This window comes from Mycobacterium sp. IDUB_39, from assembly GCF_055419205.1.
On sequence record NZ_JBVAXF010000010.1, the window covers coordinates 70,692 to 92,030 of the forward strand.

The 21,339-nt window shown below is 67.0% G+C and carries 23 protein-coding genes; 9 read left to right on the forward strand and 14 right to left on the reverse strand.

Annotated elements, in window-relative coordinates:
* Positions 1-100: 100 nt before the first annotated feature.
* Together ACZY0X_RS28450 and ACZY0X_RS28455 are read left to right on the forward strand one after the other, a co-directional pair.
* Positions 101-820 carry an IclR family transcriptional regulator gene (locus ACZY0X_RS28450; protein ID WP_463775180.1) on the forward strand — a complete coding sequence of 240 codons (720 nt, stop codon included), beginning with the start codon at positions 101-103 and terminating at the stop codon, positions 818-820.
* A gap of 34 nt (positions 821-854) precedes the next feature.
* Positions 855-2,459 (forward strand): FAD-dependent oxidoreductase, encoded by a 1,605-nt coding sequence (locus ACZY0X_RS28455; protein ID WP_463775181.1) that lies wholly within the window; start codon positions 855-857, stop codon positions 2,457-2,459.
* Between the two features lie 83 nt (positions 2,460-2,542).
* Here the strand turns inward: ACZY0X_RS28455 and ACZY0X_RS28460 are convergent, their stop codons facing one another.
* The 4 genes from ACZY0X_RS28460 to ACZY0X_RS28475 form a co-directional block, all read right to left on the reverse strand.
* The gene (locus ACZY0X_RS28460; RefSeq protein ID WP_463775183.1) at positions 2,543-3,439 is read right to left on the reverse strand and encodes an enoyl-CoA hydratase; all 897 of its coding nucleotides are present in this window, start codon (positions 3,437-3,439) and stop codon (positions 2,543-2,545) included.
* Between the two features lie 56 nt (positions 3,440-3,495).
* Complete coding sequence (locus ACZY0X_RS28465) at positions 3,496-4,641, reverse strand: thiolase family protein (protein ID WP_463775184.1); 1,146 nt, start codon at positions 4,639-4,641, stop codon at positions 3,496-3,498.
* Complete coding sequence (locus ACZY0X_RS28470; RefSeq protein WP_463775185.1) at positions 4,638-5,063, reverse strand: Zn-ribbon domain-containing OB-fold protein; 426 nt, start codon at positions 5,061-5,063, stop codon at positions 4,638-4,640. Before ACZY0X_RS28470 ends, ACZY0X_RS28465 begins: the two co-directional genes overlap by 4 nt.
* A 63-nt stretch (positions 5,064-5,126) precedes the next feature.
* Positions 5,127-6,062: an ArgK/MeaB family GTPase gene (locus ACZY0X_RS28475; RefSeq protein WP_463775287.1), complete on the reverse strand. Its 936-nt coding sequence runs from the start codon at positions 6,060-6,062 to the stop codon at positions 5,127-5,129.
* Between the two features lie 122 nt (positions 6,063-6,184).
* Between ACZY0X_RS28475 and ACZY0X_RS28480 the strand changes: the two genes are divergently transcribed.
* Both ACZY0X_RS28480 and ACZY0X_RS28485 read left to right on the forward strand, forming a co-directional pair.
* The gene (locus ACZY0X_RS28480; protein WP_463775187.1) at positions 6,185-6,949 is read left to right on the forward strand and encodes an SDR family NAD(P)-dependent oxidoreductase; all 765 of its coding nucleotides are present in this window, start codon (positions 6,185-6,187) and stop codon (positions 6,947-6,949) included.
* Complete coding sequence (locus tag ACZY0X_RS28485; RefSeq protein ID WP_463775188.1) at positions 6,946-7,692, forward strand: SDR family NAD(P)-dependent oxidoreductase; 747 nt, start codon at positions 6,946-6,948, stop codon at positions 7,690-7,692. The genes ACZY0X_RS28480 and ACZY0X_RS28485 overlap by 4 nt, the downstream gene beginning before the upstream one ends.
* A 19-nt stretch (positions 7,693-7,711) precedes the next feature.
* On the opposite strand, the gene ACZY0X_RS28490 is transcribed toward ACZY0X_RS28485, so the two are convergent.
* From ACZY0X_RS28490 to ACZY0X_RS28505, 4 genes are read right to left on the reverse strand one after another with little or no spacing between them, the layout of a single operon-like run.
* On the reverse strand, positions 7,712-8,476 hold the full coding sequence (locus tag ACZY0X_RS28490; protein WP_463775190.1) for an enoyl-CoA hydratase/isomerase family protein: 765 nt from the start codon (positions 8,474-8,476) through the stop codon (positions 7,712-7,714).
* Positions 8,477-8,506: 30 nt separating this feature from the next.
* Positions 8,507-9,607, reverse strand: coding sequence for an acyl-CoA dehydrogenase family protein (locus ACZY0X_RS28495; RefSeq protein ID WP_463775191.1), 1,101 nt, complete (start codon positions 9,605-9,607; stop codon positions 8,507-8,509).
* Complete coding sequence (locus ACZY0X_RS28500; RefSeq protein ID WP_463775192.1) at positions 9,594-10,409, reverse strand: acyl-CoA dehydrogenase family protein; 816 nt, start codon at positions 10,407-10,409, stop codon at positions 9,594-9,596. Before ACZY0X_RS28500 ends, ACZY0X_RS28495 begins: the two co-directional genes overlap by 14 nt.
* Positions 10,394-11,803: a class I adenylate-forming enzyme family protein gene (locus ACZY0X_RS28505; RefSeq protein WP_463775194.1), complete on the reverse strand. Its 1,410-nt coding sequence runs from the start codon at positions 11,801-11,803 to the stop codon at positions 10,394-10,396. The genes ACZY0X_RS28500 and ACZY0X_RS28505 overlap by 16 nt, the downstream gene beginning before the upstream one ends.
* Before the next feature lie 150 nt (positions 11,804-11,953).
* Here ACZY0X_RS28505 and ACZY0X_RS28510 point away from each other — a divergent pair, with 150 nt between their 5' ends.
* A complete protein-coding gene (locus ACZY0X_RS28510) occupies positions 11,954-12,262 on the forward strand; it encodes a 2Fe-2S iron-sulfur cluster-binding protein (RefSeq protein WP_354525920.1) in 309 nt (102 codons plus the stop codon).
* On the opposite strand, the gene ACZY0X_RS28515 is transcribed toward ACZY0X_RS28510, so the two are convergent.
* The 4 genes from ACZY0X_RS28515 to ACZY0X_RS28530 form a co-directional block, all read right to left on the reverse strand.
* On the reverse strand, positions 12,250-13,362 hold the full coding sequence (locus ACZY0X_RS28515) for a CaiB/BaiF CoA transferase family protein (RefSeq protein WP_463775288.1): 1,113 nt from the start codon (positions 13,360-13,362) through the stop codon (positions 12,250-12,252). The two genes, ACZY0X_RS28510 and ACZY0X_RS28515, sit on opposite strands and share 13 nt — an antisense overlap.
* 37 nt (positions 13,363-13,399) lie before the next feature.
* The gene (locus ACZY0X_RS28520; protein ID WP_463775196.1) at positions 13,400-14,356 is read right to left on the reverse strand and encodes an LLM class F420-dependent oxidoreductase; all 957 of its coding nucleotides are present in this window, start codon (positions 14,354-14,356) and stop codon (positions 13,400-13,402) included.
* Between the two features lie 91 nt (positions 14,357-14,447).
* Positions 14,448-14,846, reverse strand: coding sequence for a cobalamin B12-binding domain-containing protein (locus ACZY0X_RS28525; RefSeq protein WP_463775197.1), 399 nt, complete (start codon positions 14,844-14,846; stop codon positions 14,448-14,450).
* Complete coding sequence (locus tag ACZY0X_RS28530) at positions 14,846-16,423, reverse strand: methylmalonyl-CoA mutase family protein (RefSeq protein WP_463775198.1); 1,578 nt, start codon at positions 16,421-16,423, stop codon at positions 14,846-14,848. The genes ACZY0X_RS28525 and ACZY0X_RS28530 overlap by 1 nt, the downstream gene beginning before the upstream one ends.
* A gap of 255 nt (positions 16,424-16,678) precedes the next feature.
* Here ACZY0X_RS28530 and ACZY0X_RS28535 point away from each other — a divergent pair, with 255 nt between their 5' ends.
* The 3 genes from ACZY0X_RS28535 to ACZY0X_RS28545 are packed head-to-tail and all read left to right on the forward strand — an operon-like array spanning position 16,679 to position 19,360.
* A complete protein-coding gene (locus ACZY0X_RS28535; protein WP_463775200.1) occupies positions 16,679-17,527 on the forward strand; it encodes an SDR family oxidoreductase in 849 nt (282 codons plus the stop codon).
* A 10-nt stretch (positions 17,528-17,537) separates the two neighbouring features.
* On the forward strand, positions 17,538-19,061 hold the full coding sequence (locus ACZY0X_RS28540) for a class I adenylate-forming enzyme family protein (RefSeq protein WP_463775201.1): 1,524 nt from the start codon (positions 17,538-17,540) through the stop codon (positions 19,059-19,061).
* Complete coding sequence (locus ACZY0X_RS28545; RefSeq protein WP_463775203.1) at positions 19,058-19,360, forward strand: hypothetical protein; 303 nt, start codon at positions 19,058-19,060, stop codon at positions 19,358-19,360. Before ACZY0X_RS28540 ends, ACZY0X_RS28545 begins: the two co-directional genes overlap by 4 nt.
* 13 nt (positions 19,361-19,373) lie before the next feature.
* On the opposite strand, the gene ACZY0X_RS28550 is transcribed toward ACZY0X_RS28545, so the two are convergent.
* On the reverse strand, positions 19,374-20,009 hold the full coding sequence (locus tag ACZY0X_RS28550) for a TetR/AcrR family transcriptional regulator (protein ID WP_463775204.1): 636 nt from the start codon (positions 20,007-20,009) through the stop codon (positions 19,374-19,376).
* A 90-nt stretch (positions 20,010-20,099) separates the two neighbouring features.
* Between ACZY0X_RS28550 and ACZY0X_RS28555 the strand changes: the two genes are divergently transcribed.
* Positions 20,100-20,534, forward strand: coding sequence for a nitroreductase family deazaflavin-dependent oxidoreductase (locus ACZY0X_RS28555; protein ID WP_463775205.1), 435 nt, complete (start codon positions 20,100-20,102; stop codon positions 20,532-20,534).
* A 27-nt stretch (positions 20,535-20,561) separates the two neighbouring features.
* On the opposite strand, the gene ACZY0X_RS28560 is transcribed toward ACZY0X_RS28555, so the two are convergent.
* A complete protein-coding gene (locus ACZY0X_RS28560) occupies positions 20,562-21,338 on the reverse strand; it encodes a FadR/GntR family transcriptional regulator (RefSeq protein ID WP_463775206.1) in 777 nt (258 codons plus the stop codon).
* Position 21,339 lies beyond the last annotated feature (1 nt).

Genomic DNA, 21,339 nt, shown 5'->3' on the forward strand with positions numbered 1-21,339 from the left:
CTTCCAGATCCATTTTGGAAATCACATTCTCTTGTAGAGCGAGCGATATGTGCTAATATCGCACATCAATGTGCACTATCTATAGAGCATCCTTCTCACGATGACGTCTGTCAAGGACGCGTCTGCCAACGACGGCGGCCCCGCGGAGCGGCTCACAGCCGGTTCGCAGACACTGGCGCGCGGGCTGACGGCACTGCAGGCGGTGGCCAACTCCCCCACGGGCGTGACGGCGCAACAGGTCGCCGACCATGTCGGGGTGCACCGGACCATTGCCTACCGGCTGCTGAGCACCCTTGCCCAGCAGCGATTCGTGGTGAAGGGCGAGGACGGCAAGTACCGGCCGGCCGCCGCACTGGCGGTGCTCGGAGCGGCGTTCGACAACAACCTGCGACAGCTCAGCGTGCCGACGTTGCGCACCCTGGCCGACGACCTCGGCGCATCGGTGTCACTGCTGGTCGCCGAGGGTGACCAGCAGGTCGCGGTGGCGGTGATCGTGCCGACGCTGGTGTTCTACCAACTGTCGTTCCACGAGGGCAGCCGATACCCGCTGGACCGGGGCGCCGCGGGTATCGCGCTGCTGGCCAGCATGGCGCCGCGGCCCAATGAGCGTGATCTGGTGCCGCTCACCCGCGAACAGGGTTGGGTCATCACGCACGGCGAGATCGAGCCCGACACCTACGGATTGGCCGTCCCCGTGCGGCGCCGCCCCCCGTCTCCACCAACGTGCATCAACCTCATCTCCCACCGCAAGGACGTTCTGATCGAGGGACGCGACGCGGTGATCAGGGCAGCCGGCAGGCTGTCGGACATCCTCGGCTGACCTCGTCGGCCGGCGACTGAAAGGGACCGGGCACTTGAGTTCCGAATGGGATCACGAAGTCGACGTCGTGGTGCTCGGCACCGGCGGTGCGGGGCTGACCGCGGCGTTGACAGCCGCGACCGGCGGCGCATCGGTCGCCGTGTACGAGAAGGCACCGACGGTCGGTGGCACGACCGCGGTGTCCGGCGGCATCGTCTGGATCCCGGCGCATCACCGCTCCCCCGACGGCGAGCTGACCGTCGACGACGCCATGCGCTATCTGGAGGCGCAGTCGCTCGGCGCGATGGACACCGAGCTGGTGGAGACGTTCGTCCGCACCGGGCCCGAGATGCTCGACTTCGTCGAGAACCACAGCGAATTGCAGTTCGAGATCGCCGCGGGCTTCCCCGACTACAAACCCGAACTGCCCGGCGGGCGGCCATCGGGGGGCCGGTCGCACAACGCCAAGCCGTTCGACCTCGACCGCCTCGGCGACTGGAGTGACCGCATCACCTCCTTCCCCGTCGACTTCAGCAATGTCGGGATCGACGCCGAGACACGTGCGCGCATCCACGCCTCAGTCGACGACATCGACGGGAACTACTGCGTGGCGGGCACCGCGTTGATCGCCGGACTGCTCAAGGGGTTGCTCGACCACGGCGTCGTACCGGTGACCGAGGCCCGGGCCGTCGAGCTAGTGGCCGCCGACGGGCGGATCGTCGGCGTGCGGATCAACCACGGCGGCAAGGATCTTCGGGTGCACGCCCGCCGCGGCGTTGTGCTCGGCACGGGCGGCTTCGAGTGGGACGAGAAGCTCGTCGACGCCTATCTGCGCGGCCCGATGCACGGGCCAGTGTCCCCGCCCAGCAACACCGGTGACGGCTTGCGCATGGCCATGGCGCACGGCGCCGACCTCGCCAACATGGGTGAGGCATGGTGGGTGCCGATCGTGCAGATCCCCGGCGACACCATCGATGGACATCAACGCAGCCGCAGTGTGCGTCTGGAGCGCACCAGGCCGCGGAGCATCATCGTGAACCGGGCCGGCAGGCGCTTCCTCAACGAGGCGGGCGAGTACAACTCAATGGCGGGCCCCTTCCACCACCTCGACCCGCGATTCGGATACCTGAACGACCCGGCGTGGATCGTGTTCGACTCACTACACCTGAAGAAGTACGGCTTCCTCGGTGTCGAGCCCGACGGTGTGGTGCCCGACTGGTACTGCAAGTCAGCCGACCTGGCCGAGTTGGGCGCCAAGACTGGAATCGACTCGGATGGGCTGGCGCGCACGTTGGAGGCGTGGAACCGCAACGTCGCTCATGAGACCGATCCCGACTTCGGCCGCGGCTCAAGCGCTTACGACGGGTACTGGGGTGACACCAACGCCGCAACGCCCGCACTGCAGACTCTCGGCCCGATCGACACCGCGCCGTACTTCGCCGTGCCGGTGACGGTCGGCGCGATGGGCACCAAGGGCGGGCCGCGCACCGACGGTGACGCGCGCGTGCTGCACGTCAGCGGCGATCCGATCCCCGGCCTATATGCGGCGGGTAACGCAATGGCTGGCGTGACCGGAAAGGCCTACGGGGGCGCGGGTGGAACACTCGGCCCCGCAATGGTGTTCGGCTACCGCGCGGGGCGGGCCGTCACGACCGACTGACGGGCCCACTCCGTTGAGATAGCGCCCACGCACAGTCGCACTCGAACTCTTGCGACGTGGTTGCTATCTCAACGTAAGAGGAATCAGGGCTTGTCCTTGACCGCGGGCACCACCGGGGGCGCCTCGCGCCAGTTGGGCAGGCCGTCCGACTCGTTGGCCACCGGGAAGCCACCGCCGTGCACCTGCGACCAGTGACTGTGGTTGAGCTGGTGCAGCGTGAAGCACGCGTTGATCGAGTTGTAGAAGCCCTGGTTGTCCTGAGTCTGGTTGACCGACTCCTTGATCAACAGCGCTGCCATGGTGGGTACCTTGGCGATGCGTCGCGCGAACTCCAGTGTCTTGTCGGCCAACTCGTCGGCGGGGAAGACCTTGGACACCATGCCGAGCGCGTGGGCCTCCTCCACCGACAGTGAATCACCGGTGAGCATGAGTTCCTTGGTCTTTCGTGCGCCGAACTCCCAGGGGTGGGCGAAGTACTCGACGCCGCACATGCCCAATCGGGTACCGACGACGTCGGCGAAGGTGGTGTTGTCGGCCGCCACGATCAGATCACAGGACCACATCAGCATCAGGGCCGCCGCGTAGACGTCACCGTGCACCGACGCCACGGTGATCTTGCGCAGGTTGCGCCACCGGCGGGTGTTCTCGAAGAAGTGATGCCACTCCTGCAGCATCAACTTCTCGGCACCCTCGCGGGTCGCCCCGTTCTCACGGAAGCTCGGATGCTGATCCGGACCCGGCTGGTACTCCTGCATCATCGCCTTGGAGCCCAGGTCGTGACCCGAGGAGAACATCGGCCCGTTGCCGCCGAGGATGACGACGCGCACGTTGTCATCGGCCTCGGCCTTGAGGAACGCATCACCGAGTTCGACAAGCAGGCCACGCTGCTGGGCGTTGCGCTGCTCGGGACGGTTCAGCATGATCCGGGCGATGGTGCCCTCGTCGAGCGTCTCGTACGTGACGTAGCGGTAGTCAGCCATGAATCGCACTCTATTCCTATGAGAATGACGTTACCGCGCGGGGTCGCGGCGCCGATTCAGAGCGACAGGATGGTCGCCGAAGCGGTACCCGGCGCGCCGTAAACCTGTGCCAACCCGACGCGCGGGTTACCGGGCACCTGCCGGTCGCCTGCCTCGCCGCGCAGCTGGCGGACCAGTTCGTGCATCTGCCGCAGACCCGACGCACCGATGGGCTCACCGTTCGCGATCAGACCGCCGTCGGTGTTGACCGGAATCGAGCCGCCGATCTCGGTGGCACCGTCGGCCAGCAGCTTCTCCTGGTCACCGTCGGCGCACAGCCCGGTCTCGGCCATGTGGATGACCTCGGCGCCGGCATCGGTGTCCTGCAACTGCGCGATGTCGACGTCCTCGGGTCCGATGCCAGCTGCCTCGTAGGCGGCCTTGGCGGCGTACACCGTCGGCGAGGGGTCCTCGTCCAGTGGCGCTGAGGTGGCGTGCACCTCGTAGGCACCGAAGGTCCGGGTGCGAATCTCGCTGGCCCGCACGTAGACCGGCGTCTTGGTGTACTTGTGGGCGAGGTCGGCGCGGCACATGATGACCGCGGCCGCGCCCTCGTCGGGTGCGCAGAACATGAACTGCGTCAGCGGGTAGTTCAGGGCCGGCGAGTTGAGGATGTCGTCCTCGGAGATTGGCTTGCGGCGGAACGCGTTCGGGTTGAGCTCACCGTTGCGGAAGTTCTTGGCGGCGACCCTGGCCAGCGTGCGCTGCGAGATGTTGTGCTTGTGGATGTAGTGGTTGGCCTTCATCCCGAAGAACTTGGTGGTAACGAACTGCCCGTTCTCGGCGTACCACTGCGGCAGCGCGAGCTTCGCGGGGTCGTCGGTGAACGCGCCGCGCGGGTGCTTGTCCAGCCCTATCGCGATGCCGATGTCGTACTTGCCCAGCCGGATGGTGTCCGCGGTCTGCTGGATGGCGCTGGCCGAGGTGGCGCATGCGTTGAACACGTTGGTGAACGTGATGCCGGTGAGCCCGACGAGTCGCGTCACCGAGTCGGGATTGGACACCTCATAGCTGCCGCCGAACCCGAATTGGATGTCCTGCCAGCTCAATCCGGCATCGGCCAGTGCGAGATGGATGGCCTCGGCCCCCATCTGAACGGCAGACTTCTCGAACCGGCCGAACGGATGCAGCCCGACACCGATGATCGCGACGTCATAACTCATGCGTTGGCTCCTGTCGGCTGGAACGCGAAGGTGACGATCTCATTGCCATCGGAGTCGGTGGCGAACGGCAGGAACGTCAGCTCGACCTCCATGCCGAACTCGAGCTTCTCCGGGTCGTTCTCGGTGAGCCGGCCCTCGACGCGCACCACGTCCCCGAGCTGCACCAGACCGACACCGAAGGGCACGAAGTCCTTGCCCGTGGGGCCGGCGTAGGGCGCCCCGGGCGGAAAGCCCTGCGTCGTCCACGCGATGACCGTGCCGCGACGCGGTAACAGCACGTCGCTCATCTGAGCCTTGCTGCACTTGGGGCAGTGGCTCTGGACCGGGAACACCGTCGCCGAGCAGGCCCCGCAGGAACTGCCGATCAGCTGCGGATTCTCCTGCGGCCACGTCGAGATCGTCGGGTCGATCGCCTTCTGCATCGAGGCTCCTCGCGGTGAAGATGTTGCGACTCCGGAATACGTTCACAAAATCGTACAACATCATTACTGCAAAGCGGAAACGTCATTCTCATTCGGGCCGCGCGCCTGGTCAGGACCAACGGAGCCGGTGCCGAAACCAGCCTGATCAAGCAGTGCCGCGGTGGCCGCGTAGATGTCGAGGTCGCCGGTTGCCACTGAATCAGCGAGCGCGTCCAACCCGCCGTGCGCGCGCAGCGCACTCTGGGCCAGCGACAGGATCTGCGCACGGGCGCGCGCCGCACGGCGCCCCGGACTGTCGTCGCGGTGATAGGCATCGATCACCGCGACGAGTTCCTCGATGCCCTCGTTGCGCGCTGCGATGATCTTGAGGATGGGCGCATCGGTCTCCGCGTGCAGGTCGCGCACCGTCTGATCGGCGCCCTCGCGGTCGGCCTTGTTGATGGCGACGATGTCGGCGACCTCGAGCAGACCTGCCTTCGCCGCCTGAACTGCGTCTCCCGCACCGGGGTTGAGGATGACGACCGTGGGATCGGCGACCGCGGAGATCTCGATCTCGGACTGCCCGACCCCGACCGTCTCCAAAAGCACCACATCGTAGGCAAGTTCGGCGAGCAGACGGATGGCCGCGGGCACCGCCGCGGCCAGACCGCCGAGATGTCCGCGCGCGGCGACAGATCGAATCAGCACGTCATCGTCGTTGATATGGGCGGCCATCCGGATTCGGTCACCCAGCAGCGCTCCCCCGCTGTACGGCGACGACGGATCCACGGCGAGCACCGCGACGCGTAGGTCCCGCTGCCGGTAAGCCGCCACCAGCACCGCGATAGTCGTCGACTTTCCGGCGCCGGGCGGCCCCGTCACACCGATGACGCGTGCGGTGTTCGTGCCGATGACGGCAAGCACCTCATCACGGCGCGGACTCTCGACGAGGCTCAACAGTCTGCCGACCGCACGGGTGGACCCGTTGCGCGCCTTCTCGAGGAGATCTTCGATGGTCATCGTGCGAGTCAGCCTATCGGCGCTGTCGGGGGCGACCTCGGGCATCGACTGACTCCTCTGTCCGCTGCATGGAAATGCTATTCTCGCCTCAAGAGAGTCAGCGTTGCAACAAGGAGAACCACATGCAAATCGCCGGTAGCTCAGCGATCGTTGTCGGAGGCACGGGCGGTTTGGGAGAGGCGACGGTGCGCCGCCTGCACGCTGCGGGTGCCAAGGTCGTGATCGCCGACGTGGCCGACGACAAGGGCAGCGCGCTCGAGAGCGAACTGGGCGTGCGCTACGTCCACACCGACGCGACGTCTGAGGAGTCGGTGAACGCGGCAATTGCCGAGGCGGAGGCGCTCGGCCCGCTGCGTATCTCGGTGGACACGCACGGCGGTCCGGCCAGTGGCGGCCGGCTCATCGGCAAGGACGGTTCACCGCTCGCCCTCGACGGTTTCAAGAAGACCATCGAGTTCTACCTGACAGCTGTGTTCAACGTGATGCGCCTGTCGGCCGCTGCCATCGCGAAGACCGAACCCCTCGACGAGGGGGCACGCGGCGTCATCGTCAACACCGCCTCGATCGCCGGCTACGAGGGCCAGATCGGCCAGCTGCCCTACTCGGCGGCCAAGGGCGGCGTCCTCGGCATGACGCTCGTCGCCGCGCGTGACCTGTCGCCGCTCGGTATCCGCGTCGTCACCATCGCCCCCGGCACGATCAACACCCCGGCCTACGGCAAGGCCGGCGATCAGCTCGAGCAGTACTGGGGCCCGCAGGTTCCGTTCCCCAAGCGCATGGGTCGCTCGACCGAGTACGCCCAGCTGGCCCAGAGCATCATCGAGAACGACTACCTCAACGGTGAGATCATCCGTCTCGACGGCGCACTGCGATTCCCGCCGAAGTGACGCAGTCCCTCGCCGCCAAGGTCGCGTTCGTCGCGGGCGCCAGCCGCGGTATCGGCGCGACCGTGGCGAAATCGCTTGCCGCGGCGGGCGCTGCGGTGGCCGTGGCGGCGCGTTCCGAGCAGCGGGGCAAGCTGCCGGGGACCATCTCCTCGGTGGCTGACGACATCGTCGCCGCGGGCGGCCGGGCCATACCGGTTCCGTGCGACGTCACCAGCGAGGAGTCCGTCAACGCCGCGGTCGCCGCGACGGTCGCCGAGTTCGGCGGCATCGACATCCTGGTCGCCAACGCGGGCGTATTGTGGCTCGGCCCAGTCGAATCGACACCGCTCAAGCGCTGGCAGCTGTGCCTGGACGTCAACCTGACGGGTGTCTTCCTGGCCACCAAGGCGGTCATCCCACACGTGCGCGAGCGTGGCGGTGGCTCGCTGATCGCTGTCACCACGACCGGCGTCAACATGATCGACCAGGGTGCCAACGCCTACTGGGTGTCCAAGGCCGCCGCCGAGCGCCTGTACCTCGGACTGGCTGCGGATCTGCGGCCCGACAACATCGCCGTCAACTGCCTCAGCCCGTCGCGGGTCGTGCTGACCGAGGGCTGGCAGGCCGGCGGCGGTGGCTTCGAGATCCCGCCCGAGATGGTCGAACCGCCCGAGGCGATGGGTACTGCCGCAGTATGGCTCGCCGGGCAGGACGCCACGGGGATCACGGGCACCATCCAGCGCTCCGAGGAACTCACCCCCTAGCTCGCCGCAGTACGGCGGGCTAGCTCTTGGCGATCAGCCCGTCGACGATCCGGTTGAAGTCGGCGGTCCCGAAGGACACGTACTCGGACAGGTTGGCGTAGTCCAACGACGCCATCACCGACTTCTCCAGCTGTATGTTCATCAGCCGCTTGGTGGCCTCGAGCGCCTGCTGCGGCAACTCCATGATCTTCTTCGCGCAGGCGATCGCCTCGGTCAGCGGGTCGGCCACCACGTGGTTGGCCATACCCAGTTCGAGCGCACGCGCGGCCTTGATCCGCACGCCTGTGAATGCGAACTCCTTGGCCTGCAACAGGCTTATCTGCGACGGCCACACCAGTGGCCCACCGTCGGCGGCCACCAGACCGATCGACACGTGCGGGTCGGCGAAGAACGCGGTCTCGGCCATGTAGACGATGTCGCTCAAGGCGGCCAGGCTGCAGCCCAGGCCCACGGCAGGCCCGTTGACCGCCGCGACCACGGGGATGCGGCAGCGCACCATACCGATGACGAGATCGCGGCCGTGCTTGATGGTCTTCTGGCGCAGCGCCTCGTCATTGCGCAGCTCGTCGAGGTAGTTGAAGTCACCACCGGCCGAGAAGGCCCGGCCCGCACCGGTGATCACGGCCGCCCGCGCGCTGGCATCCTCATTGAGCGCTTCCCAGATCTTGGCCAGCCCCACGTGCAGCGGGTCGTTGACCGCGTTGAGCTCATCGGGCCGGTTGAGCGTGATGATGCGCAGTCCGCCGTCGGCTTGGACGTCGATTTCGTCTGGCATATCGTACATTTCAGCTTCTCTTTCTCTTCGCGCAAGCGCTCATCGGTCGCCCAGTCCCAATATTCGCTGCGCGATGATGTTCTTCTGAATCTGCGATGTGCCGCCCATCACGCTCTGGGCCCGGCTGTAGAGGTAGGCGCCGAACAGCTCCTCGTCGGTGGTTCCGACGGTCGCCAGCGTCGCATGGCCCACGGCCTGCTCGGTCCAGGTCATCAGGAGCTTGTCCAACGAACCGTTCGGCCCGTGTGTGATGCCGTCCAGTTGTTCGGACAGTCGGCGCCGCACGTGCAGGCGCAGCATCTCGGTCTGAACCCACGCCCAGGACAGCTCGTCGGACACACGCCCCTCACTGCCATCGACACGGGAGGCCAACTGACGCACCAGCTTTCCGTAGCGTGCCGAGAATCCCAGGGTGGACGGCTCGCGCTCGTGGCCGACGACGGTCATCGCCAGTTTCCACCCGTCGCCCGGCTCGCCCACCATGTTCTCGGCGGACACCCGGGCTCCGTCGAAGAGAACCTGACCGAATTCCTTGGTGACGCCGCTGATCATCTGCAGCGGCCGCTGCTCGATCCCGGGTTGATGCATGGAGACGATGAATGCCGAGATGCCCTTGTGCTTGGCCGCGTCCTTGTCGGTGCGTGCCAGCACCAGACACCAGTCGGCGACATCGGAGTAACTGGTCCAGACCTTGTGTCCGTGAATCACGTAGTCGTCGCCGTCACGAGTGGCGGTGGTCGTCAGCGACGCCAGGTCCGAGCCCGCGCCGGGCTCGCTGAAGCCCTGGCACCAGCGTTCAGTGCCCTTGATCATGCCGGGCAGAAACCGTTGCCGCAGTTCCTCACTGCCATGGTGGCTCAGGCCGACGACGAGGTAGCCGAGGCCCGGCCGGGCGGGGGCGCCCGCCTTCGCGATCTCCTCGTCGACAATGACGTCGTACACCGGCGGCAGGTCCTGCCCGCCATACGCCTTGGGCCAGGACGTGCCGAAGAACCCGGCCTCGTACAGCGCCACGTGCCACTCGCCGGCCTTGGCCCAGTACTCGTCCCCGGACGTCGGGAACTTGCCCTTCTGTTCCTTCAGCCAGCCGCGCAACCTGTCCCGGAACGCGGCCTCCTCCGGAGAGTCACGAAAGTCCAACGGTCAACTCCTCCAACTTCACTGGCCACAGCTCGGTGGCGCTCAGAACTCGACGCAGGTAGACATGCGCGAGGCAGTCCCAGGTGTTGCCGATTCCGCCGTGCACCTGGATCGACGTCTCGCACACGGTGAGAGCGGCCCGGGCGCTGTAGATCTTGGCGATGCGGGCAGCCTCGATGGCCTCGACGGCGGGCAGTTCGTCGACCGCCCATGCGGCATGGCGCAGCACGCTGATGGAGCCCTCGATGAGCGCCTGCCCCTCGGCCAGCATGTGCCGCACGGCCTGATACGAGCCGATCGTCGCACCGTACTGCTCGCGCACCTTGGCGTACTCGGTCGCGAGTGCCAGCGTGCCGCGCGCGGCACCCACCAGGTCCGCGGTGGTCGCCGTGAGGGCCAGCGCGTACCAGCGACCGGCGTTCTCATCGGACAGTTCGACGAGGGCCTCGGGCGACTCGACGACGCCAACGAGGCTTCTCGTCAGGTCGACCGACCGTGGTGCGGATGCCGGCGGCGACACCTCGCGACCCAGCCTGCGGCTCAGGTCGTCGGCCAGTACCGGCCCGAGGAACGCCACGTCGACCAGGCCGCGGGCGAACTCCTCGGCGACGATGGCCACCTCGACACCTGACGCCTCGTCGGTGCGCAGCGCGCGCCAGCCAGTGGCCGCGACGTTCTTCTCGAGCCGGGCGACGCGGCCGTCATCATCGAGATCAGCGACCGAACCCGGCCCCAGATCGTCGGCCAGTTTGGCGGCCGCATCGCGTAGTTGTCGTTGTTCGGATGTCAGTCGGACGTCCACAGCCGCTCCTTGAGCACTCGGCGCAATACCTTTCCGGATGGAAGTCGGGGGATCTCCTCGACGAACACGACCCGGCTGGGTCGCTTGTAGGAAGCCAGACGGTCGGCCACCAACGCGGTCAGCTCATCGGATTCCACTATCTGGCACCGTGATACGGCGGCGACGACGGCCTCGCCGTTGGCGGCGTCGGGGATGCCGAACACGGCGCAGTCGGCGACCGCGGGATGTCCGTGCAGGACGGCCTCGATCTCGGCGGGCGCCACCTGGAAGCCCCGCACCTTGATCATCTCCTTGGACCTGTCGGTGATCCGCAACCATCCGTCGGCGTCCAGATGGCCGACGTCACCGGTGCGGTACCAGCCGTCGCCGACCGGGCCGGCGAAGGCGTCGGCAGTTTCGTCGTCGGGCAGGTAGCCCGCCATCACCGATGCGGAACGCACCTGGATCTCACCGGTCTCGTCCACGGGAACCGGCTCGCCGGTCTCGAGAGACACCACTCGGATCGTCACGCCCGGCACCGCGCGGCCGACGGTGTCCAGGCGCCCGCCCACCAGGGAGTTGCAGGCGATGACCGGCAGTTCGCTTGCGCCGTAGGCGGTCACCCAGTTAATACCGACGCGGGCGGTGACCTCCTCGGCCACGCTCTTGGTCACCGGCGTCGCGCACCACATGACGTACCGCAGCGACGACAGGTCGTAGCTCTCCAGACTCGGGTGCGCGGCGAGCGCCAACGCGATGGGCGCGACGGCCATCTCGATCGTGATGCGGTCGGTCTGGATGTGGCGCAGCATCGCGTCGACGTCGAATCGGCGGTGCAGCCGCAGCCACGCTCCCGCCTCGAAGGCTGTCGCGATGTTGAGCAGACCGAGGATGTGCGACGGCGGCGTCATGATCTGCATCCGGTCGTCTGCCGAGAGCCCCAGGGCTGAGCGCCAGTGTCCGACGGCCGTCGCGAACGCCCGATGCGTGTGCCGAACGGCCTTGGGCATGCCGGTGGTGCCGGAGCTGAACACGAACAGCGCGTCGGCGTCGAGACTCGGCGGCGCGAACCGGCGGAGGCTCGGGGTGATGGGCTCGTCGAGGTCGAGCATCGGCATCGCCCCGGCCAGCATCGGGTTGTCTCCGACTGCGTGCGACGGTGTCGTGAGCGCCAGCGCGTGGTCGACTTCGGCGCGCCGCCACGCGGTGCTGAGCAGCACGACGGCGGCCTCGAGACGCCAGATGGCCTGCAGTGCGACGACGAACTCGGGTCGGTTCGACGACATCAGCGCCACCCGGTCACCGGAACGCACACCACGTTCCTCGAGGTGCGTCGCCATGCCGCTGACCAGCGCGTCAAGCTCGGATCGGGTGTACTCCCGGTCCTCGAACGCAAGGAGGACCGGCTCAGTCACGTCTCGGTCCCTCCTGGCTCAGCACCCGTACTCAATTGCAGTTGAGAATAGACTATCTATTATGGAGAATAGTATTCTCGCAGATACAGAATCTCAATGCCGATTGGGATGTTGAACGTGCCGCCGAACGTGATGTCAGGAGTGAGAGCGATGAGCGCAGACCCCGCGCCGTCCGATGTGGACGCCGACGAGGTGACGATCGTCCTCGACCGCAAGACCGTCTCCATCAAGATGGTCGAGGGCGAGACGCTCCTCGAGTCCGCGAGGCGTGCCGGCATGGGCCCACCGTTCTCCTGCGAGGCGGGCAACTGCGGCACATGCATGGCCAAGATCACCGAGGGCAGCGCGACGATGCGGGTGAATGACGCGCTCGACGATGACGAGGTCGCTGACGGCTATGTGCTGACATGCCAGGCCGTGCCGGACACCTCGTGCGTCAAGTTCAGCTACGACGAGTGAGGCTGAGCCGAGTGAGGCTGAGCCGAGTCAGGCTGAGCTGAGTACTCGTCCAGCGTCGGCGCCGGGCGATACTCGGCCTCGTGGCCAACGACCCTGATCGATCCGCGGACCAGACGCTTGTCGCCCGCGGTGACGATCACGTCCGGTGTCGCCTCAAGGGCCTCGGGCAGCGAGCGAACCGCGGCGGCGGGGATACCGAGCGGGCTTAGCCGCGCCTCCCAGTTGCGTGCGGTGTCCTTGGCCAGTGTCGCGGTCACCAGATTGAGCACCTCGTCGCGGCGCGCGGCGCGCTCAGCCATCTTCTCGAAGCCGTCGATACCCGCCTCCCCCGCAAACGAACGCCAGAAGCCGTCGTGCGTGATGAAGAGCGCGAGGTAACCGTCCGAGGTCGGAAACAGTTGCGCCGGAACGTAGTACGAATGTGCGCCGAACGGGTGGCGCTGTGGTGCCGCGCCGTCGTTGAGATAGGCGGCCGCACGGTAGTTCAACTGCGACAGCATCACATCCCGCAATGACACGTCGATCTGCCCGCCGCGGCCCGCGACGACCTGTGCGAGCAGTCCCAGCGCAGCGGTCAGTCCCGTCGAGTTGTCTGCCGACGAGTACCCGGGAAGTGTCGGCGGCCCGTCGGGGTCACCGGTCATCGCCGCGACCCCGGTGGCGGCCTGCACCACGTAGTCGAATGCCGGGTCATCACCGCCCTCGAGGCCGTAACCGGTCAACGCCACACACACGATCTTCGGATTGAACTGCGATAGCGCGTCATAGGTGAGGCCGAGCTTGCGGATCACCGACGGTTTCATGTTCACCAGCAACGCATGGGATTTCGCGACCAACTCGCCGAGCCGACGTCGCCCCTTATCGGATGTCAGGTCGAGGCACACGCTGCGCTTGTTGCGGTTGAGGCTGGCGAAGTAGCTGTCGCTGACCTGACGGGATATCTCGCCGCCAGGTGGCTCGATCTTGATCACCTCGGCGCCGAGGTCGGCCAGCATCATCGTGGCGTACGGGCCTGCGAGCATCACGCCTACCTCGAGGACACGGATGCCCTCGAGCGGTCCGCCGGTGGGCGTCACCTGTGCCCTCGGCTCGTCGCGCAAGCGCTCATCGCTGCGTTCTGGCTCTTCGCGCAAGCGCTCATCGCAGGCGCTTCCCCAACTCCGCGATCACCTCACGCGTGCGGTACTTCGACGCGATGAGCTCGTCCCGGGTATCGCCGATGGGCAACAGGCGCACGGACAGGTCCGTCACACCGGCGTCGGCGAATGTCTTGAAGCGCGCCAGGATCGACTCCTCATCCCCCGCGGCGCACAGGTCGCCGACGTTGCGAGCCTCACCCCGGTCGAGCAGCTTCTGGTAATTGGGCGATGTCTCGGCCTCGGCCAGAATCCGGTTGGCCCGGTCCTTGGCGGCGTCGATCTCGGAGTTGGCGCACAGCGTGACGGGGATGCCGGCGACAATGCGCGGCGCGGGCTTGCCCGCCTCCGCCGCGGCCTTGTTGATCTTCGGCGCGATGTGCTCACCGATGGCCTTCTCGTCCGCCATCCACAGCGACGTCCCGTCGGCGTGCTCGCCGGCGATCTGCAGCATCACCGGGCCTAGCGCGGCCACCAGCACAGGCATCGGCGTCTCGGCGCCGAGAGCTGTCGGGTTGTGCACCGTGAAGTTGTCGTTCTCGACGTCCACCGGGCCGGGCCCCGCGGTCGCGGCGTTGAGCACCTCCAGGTAGTCGCGGGTGTAGGCGGCCGGCTTGTCATAGGGCAGCCCGAGCATGTCGCGAATGATCCAGTGATGCGAGGGGCCGACGCCAAGGGCCAGGCGGCCTCCCGACATGGCGTGCACCGACAATGCCTGGCGCGCCAAGGCGATCGGGTGCTGTGCCTGCAGCGGCACCACGGCGGTACCGAGCTCGATCCGGGTGCTGTGCGCCGCCATCAGCGCCACCATGGTCAGAAGGTCGAAGTCGTCGGGCACCTGTGGCATCCACGCGGTGTCCAGGCCCGCCGAGTCGGCCCACTCGATATCGGCGATGAGCTTCTTGACCTTGCGGGCCATATCGCCGCGCTCGGCCCCGATCATCACACCTAGTCTCATGCGCACTCCAGTTGCTCAGTCGCCGAGTGTGCAGCCACTGCGAGAAAACCGTCGAATCCTCGCAGTGGGCTCACGTTCGGTGCACCCGGGGTCATTGTTCAGCTCCGTCGGTCAAGGCCCGAACGTCACGGACGAGCGTGTCGAGCGGAGTGCCGGTCGGGAACACCGCCGCGGCACCGGCATCGAGCAGCTTCTGCACATCGGACTCGGGGATGGTGCCACCCACGACGACGGCGATGTCCCCTGCGTCAGCAGCGCGCAGCGCATCGACCGTCCGGGTGGTCAGCGCGACGTGCGCGCCCGACAGGATCGAAAGTCCCACCAGAGCAACGTCTTCCTGCAGCGCGATGGACACGATGTCCTCGATGCGCTGCCGGATTCCGGTGTAGATGACCTCGAAGCCCGCATCACGCAGCGTGCGCGCGACGATCTTGGCGCCCTTGTCATGTCCATCAAGACCGGGCTTTGCCACCAGTACTCGAGTCGCCATTAGAACACCACCGGTTGCTGGAACTCGCCCCACACGGCCTTGAGCGTGGAGACCATCTCGCCCACCGTGCAGTAGGCGTTGGCGCAGTCGATCAGCTTGTGCATGAGATTGTCGGTGCCCTCCGCCGAACGTGCCAGTGCGGCCAGAGCGTCCTTGACCGCGACCGGGTCTCGGTCGGCCTTGACCCTCGCGAGCCGCTTGAGTTGAAGATCGCGCCCCTCGGCGTCGAGTTCGTAGGTGTCGATGTCCGGTGGCGGCTCATCTGCGACGAACCTGTTGACGCCCACGACCGGGCGCTCCCCCGACTCGATCTCCTGGTGAATCTTGAACGCCTCGTCGGCGATCAAGCCCTGGAGATAGCCGTCCTCGATGCACCGAACCATGCCGCCGTGCTTCTCGAGATCGTCCATGATCTCGATGATCTTGGCCTCGGTCGCGTCGGTGAGCGCCTCGACGAAATAGGAGCCGCCGAGCGGGTCAGCGACCTTGGTGACGCCGGTCTCGAGCGCCAGGATCTGCTGGGTGCGCAGGGCCAACGTCGCCGACTCCTCGCTGGGCAGTGCGAACGGCTCGTCCCAGGCGGCGGTGAACATCGACTGCACGCCGCCGAGCACCGAGGCCATCGCCTCATAGGCGACGCGGACCAGGTTGTTCTGCGCCTGCGGCGCGTACAGAGAGGCCCCGCCGGACACGCAGCCGAAACGGAACATCGACGCCTTGTCGCTGGTGGAGCCATATCGCTCGCGCACGATGGTGGCCCAGCGCCGACGTCCGGCCCGGTACTTGGCGATCTCCTCGAAGAAGTCACCGTGGGTGTAGAAGAAGAACGAGATCTGCGGCGCGAACTTGTCGATGGACATCCGGCCGCGCTCGACGACGGTGTCGCAGTAGGTGACGCCGTCGGCCAGTGTGAACGCCATCTCCTGCACGGCGTTGGCACCGGCATCACGAAAGTGCGCACCCGCCACCGAGATTGCGTTGAACCGCGGCACCTCCGCGGCGCAGAACTCGATAGTGTCGGCGATCAGGCGCAGCGACGGTTCGGGCGGCCAGATCCAGGTACCGCGTGAGGCGTACTCCTTGAGGATGTCGTTCTGGATCGTGCCGGTGAGCTTCTCGCGCGGGACACCCGACTTCTCGGCGGCGGCGACGTAGAGCGCCAGCAGTATCGCGGCGGTGCCGTTGATCGTGAAGCTGGTGCTGATCTTGTCCAGCGGAATGCCGTCGAACAGGATCTCGGCGTCGGCCAGCGTGTCCACCGCAACACCTACCCGACCCACCTCCTCGCCGTACTCCTCGTCATCGGAGTCGTATCCGCACTGAGTCGGCAGATCGAGGGCCACCGACAGGCCGGTGCCGCCCTGGTCCAGCAGGTACCGGTAGCGGCGGTTGCTCTCCTCAGCGGTGCCGAATCCCGAATACTGGCGAAATGTCCACGTCTTACCGCGGTAGCCGGACGCGAAGTTGCCACGGGTGAAGGGGTACTCGCCGGGTGCCGGGGGATCTCCCACGCGGTCACCGGGTCCGTACGTGGGCTCCAGGGGGATGCCCGACGGGGTTTGAACGACGTCACTCATCGGTTGATAACGTACTTGCAAAAAATGAGAATGCCAATACCGCAGAGTGGAAACACAGCGGGGGCCTGGCATTCCTTGGCACGTCAGCAGGCATGTGAGCGCGCGTACCGTTCCCGCATGCCAGGCAATACGGCCCGTGTGCGAGCATGGCATTTGCCCAAAAAGAGAATGCCACTGCCGGTCGGCTACCATCGAGGGCACCTGAGTCACGAGGAGTCACATGACGGACCAGCGAGAAGCGGAGCGGGATCGCGCATGACGGACCAGCGAGATTCGCTTGCCGATCGGACGCTTGTGGTGTCCGGCGGTAGTCGTGGCATCGGCCTGGCGATAGCCCTTGGCGCCGCCAAGCGCGGCGCCAACGTCGTCCTGCTGGCCAAGACCTCCGAACCCCACCCGAGGCTTCCGGGCACCGTCCACACCGCGGTCGCCGACGTCGAGGCGGCCGGGGGCAAGGGGCTTGCGGTCGTCGGTGACGTCCGCAAGGAGGAGGACGTGCAACGCGCGGTCGACGCGGCCGTCGAGCACTTCGGTGGCATCGACATCGTCGTGAACAACGCCAGCGCCATCTCGACCGAACCGACCGAGCACCTGTCGGCCAAGAAGTTCGACCTGATGATGGACATCAACGTGCGCGGCACGTTCCTGCTCACCAAGGCAGCGCTCCCGCATCTGCGCGCGTCGAAGAACGCGCATGTGATCACGCTGGCGCCACCGCTGAACATGAACCCGTACTGGCTGGGCGCGCACCCGTCCTACACGGTGTCCAAGTACGGCATGACCCTGCTGTCGCTGGGATGGGCCGCGGAGTACGGCTCCGCGGAAGACGGAACGGCCATCGGATTCAGCTGCCTGTGGCCCCAGACCTATATCGCGACATCAGCCGTGACCAACCTGGCCGAGGGCGACGACCTGGTGCAGAGGTCACGTAGCACCGACATCATGGCCGACGCCGCGGTCGACATCCTGACCCGGCCCGCCGCCGAGTCCAATGGCCAGACCTACATCGACGCCGATGTCCTGACCGCGGCCGGCGTCACCGACCTGTCGCGCTACGGCGGTGGCGACGATCCGATGTGGGATATCTTCGTCGACAAACCATGAGCGAGCATTCATGAGCATCTCGTTGTTGCTGGAAATGGCCCTAGAAGCGGCCACGACGGCCAATCCGGACCGCACCGCCGTGGTGTCCGGTGAGTTACGGCTGACCGTCGATGAGTTGAGCGCGTTGGCCGACGGCGGCGCGGGTGTCATCGCGGCCTCGGGCGCCGAGCACGTCGCCTACGTCGGTGCCGGCGGTGCGATGCTGCCGCTGCTGCTGTTCTCCTCGGCGCGGGCGGCCGTGCCGGTCACCCCACTGAACTACCGGTTGTCCGCTGACGGGTTGCGCGCACTGATCGGCCGGCTGCCCAATGCGTTGGTCGTCGTCGACGACGAGTACCGCGATGCGGTGGGCGACGCTGGTGTGCAGGTTCTCTCCTCGGCCGACTTCCTGGCCGCGGCGCGAACCGCGGAGCCCGCCGCCGAGTTCGCCGATCCCGACTCGGTGGCCGTCGTGCTGTTCACCTCCGGCACCACCTCGGCGCCCAAGGCCGTCGAGCTGACCCACAACAATCTCACCAGCTACGTGATGGGCACCGTCGAGTTCGACTCCGCCGCCGACGGCGACGCCGCGCTGATCTGCGTCCCGCCGTACCACATCGCGGGCGTCGGAGCGGCTCTGTCGAACCCCTACGCCGGCCGAAAGATGGTGTACCTGACCGCCTTCGACGCGGACAAGTGGGTGCGGCTGGTCGACGGCGAGGGCGTCACGGCGGCGACCGTCGTCCCGACCATGCTCGACCGCATCGTCAAGGTCCTCGAGACCGAACGCGCGACCCTGCCGTCGCTGCGCACGCTCGCCTACGGCGGCTCCAAAGTTGCACTGCCCCTGGTACGCAAGGCGTTGTCGCTGCTGCCCGACGTCGGATTCGTCAACGCCTACGGTCTGACCGAGACCAGTTCCACGATCGCGGTGCTCACCCCCGACGATCACCGCGCCGCGCTGGGCTCGCCCGACGAGGCCGCCGCTCGTCGGCTGGGATCGGTGGGCCAACCGGTGCCGAGCATCGAGGTGCAGATCCGGGCCGAGGACGGAACGGTGCTCGGCGCAGGCGAGACCGGCGAGCTCTTCGTCCGTGGCGAGCAGGTGTCGGGCCGCTACACCGGCATCGGCTCGGTGCTCGACGAACAGGGCTGGTTCCCCACCCGCGATGTCGCCTACCTCGACGACGAGGGCTACCTGTTCATTGGCGGCCGCTCCGACGACACCATCATCCGCGGCGGAGAGAACATCGCACCCGCCGAGATCGAGGACGTCCTCGTCGAACACCCGCACGTGCACGACTGCGCCGTCGTGGGCGTCGAGGACCCGGAGTGGGGCCAAATCATCGTCGCCGTAGTGGTTCCCGCCTCCGACAGCACGCCCGACACCGAGGACCTACGGTCCTTCGCCCGCGGCCAGCTCCGCGGATCGCGCACCCCCGACCGGGTCGTGTTCCGCGCCGAACTGCCCACCAATGCGACCGGCAAGGTACTGCGCCGCGAACTTGTCGCCGAACTCAACGCCGAACAGAGCATCTCGAAGGAGTCAGCATGATCAAGAACGGCACCCGCCTCCAGAGCCAGGTCTGCGACACCCAGGTGATCGTGGTGCGCAGCGCCGACAGCCTCGATGACCTGCGTGCTGGCGGTGCACCCCTGGTCCCGGTCGGCTCGGACGTTGATGCCGGCCTGTCGATCGACGAGTCGCTGGCCGAGGGCAACCTGATGGGCAAGCGCTACGTCGACGAGGCGGGCGCCGAGGTGCTCGTCACCAAGGCAGGCAAGGGCACACTCAGCATCGGATCCACTCCCCTGGCCATCAAGGAGGCCAAGCCGCTGCCCGCCAGCGACTAGGTCGGCATCCGGGCTAGGACTGCATCAGACTCGCGGCAACGGCCGCGGCCTCGGCCGCGCCGGTGGGCAGTGGAGTCGCCGCGGCGGCGCGTAGACCGTCCAGCAGCAAGGCAATCTGGCGGCGGGCGACCGCAGCGGCATCCGGGCCGCCATGGTCGGCCAGGCAGGCATTGAGCCAAAGCGCTGTGAACAGGTCGTCGACGGTGACGTCAGCACGCAGCGATCCGTCGGCCTGAGCGGCGGCGATCAACCGTGAGCCGAGTTCCAGACTGGCGTGGCAGATCTGCTCGATCGCCGGCGAGGCGTACCGCGAGGTGCACATGGCATCACTGAAGGCATGATCGCCGGCCTGCAGATCACACAATCCAAAAATGAAGGTGGCGAAGCGATCCCACGCCGAGTCGGCGGATAGCGCGCGCTCGGACAGGTCCTCCAGTGTCTTCGCAAGCAGGGCAGGCAACGCTGCGTCGATGAGGTCCTCGCGAGTCGCGAATCGGTTGTAGAGCGTGCCGATGCTGACCCCGGCGCGCGCCGCGATCGCCTCCAGCGGAGCGCCGAGCCCGCGCTCCTGAAACTCGGCCTGTGCGGCTTCGAGCAGCTTCTCGCGATTGCGGCGCGCATCGGCGCGCAACGCGCGTTGTGCAGGCATCGCACCTCCAGATTTAAGTTGACACGCACCCTCAATATAGCGCTAAGCTGGTCTGAATAACTTGAGCCCAATCCTCAATTTGGAGACATCGTGAAGCTGCCCTGGTACATCAAGCCCGGCAACAACGCCATCGTCGCGCTGTCCCGGCTCGGACTCCGCTTCGGCGCAAAGGGTCCCGTGATCCTCACGGTCACCGGACGCAAATCCGGGCAACCCCGCGCGACACCGGTCACACCGATGTTCGTCGACGGCAAGCAGTACGTCGCGGCGGCACCGGAGGCGGCGTGGATCGCAAACGTGCGGGCCAACCAGGCCGCGACGCTGAGCCGAGGTCGTCGAGTCGAGCAGGTACGGGTGGTCGAACTCTCCGACGACGACGCCAGACCACTACTTCGCCTGCTGCCCAGCCTGATTCCCGGCTGGGTCGGCTTTCTACGCCAGGGCGGACTGGTGACCGACGGTGGCCCCGAGGAGTTCGAGGCGCTACTGGGGCGGATGCCGATCTTCCGGATGGATCCCGCGTAGGCGCCCTGCGCGCTCAGACCCTCTAGGTCAGCAGGTGCGCCGCTCATGCGGCTTTGCACCACGCGCGGCGCGCACCACATCGTCGGTGAACCGTTCCAGCAGCAGCGACTGGGTGGCGGCCAGGTGCTTACGAGCAATGCGTTCGGCCTCGACGGCGTTACCCGCGGCGATCTCGTCGACGAGGCGACGGTGGGTGCGCACTGCACCGCGCGCCTCGGCTGGTGAGGGGTACTCACCCCGTTTGACGACGTAGTCGGCCCACTTCTCCTCCTGCGCCGACCACAGCGCCACCAGGCTGCCCACCACATGCCGAACCGTGGCATTCGGGGTGTATTCGACCACCAGATCATGGAATTCACGCGCGATCCGGGTGAAGGCCGCACCATCGGCGACGACTGCTGCGGACGCATCGACATTACGGGTGAGCACGGGCACCACGACCTTGAGCCGATCGGCGCGGCGCGCGACCTCGGCGACGCAGAGCGGTTCCAGCAGCTGCAGGCCGGCCGCCAGGTCGCCGAGCGGTACGGCGGATCCCTGCAGGGCCAGGCCCAGGTGGTACGCCGCCGACGATTCGTCGGGCCGATGCACCTCGGCGCCGCCGACGCTGCCGCGGCGAACCGTGATCAGGCCCTCGGTCTCCAGGATCCGCAACGCCTCGCGCACAGACGGATAACTGACACCGAACTCGGTGACCAGCTGGTCCTGGGTCGGCAACCGGTCGGCGCCCGCCAGGATCCGATCCCGCAGTTCGCCCGCGACAGTCTCAGCGATGCGCTGCTGGGGAGTCCGCCGAGAGGCCATA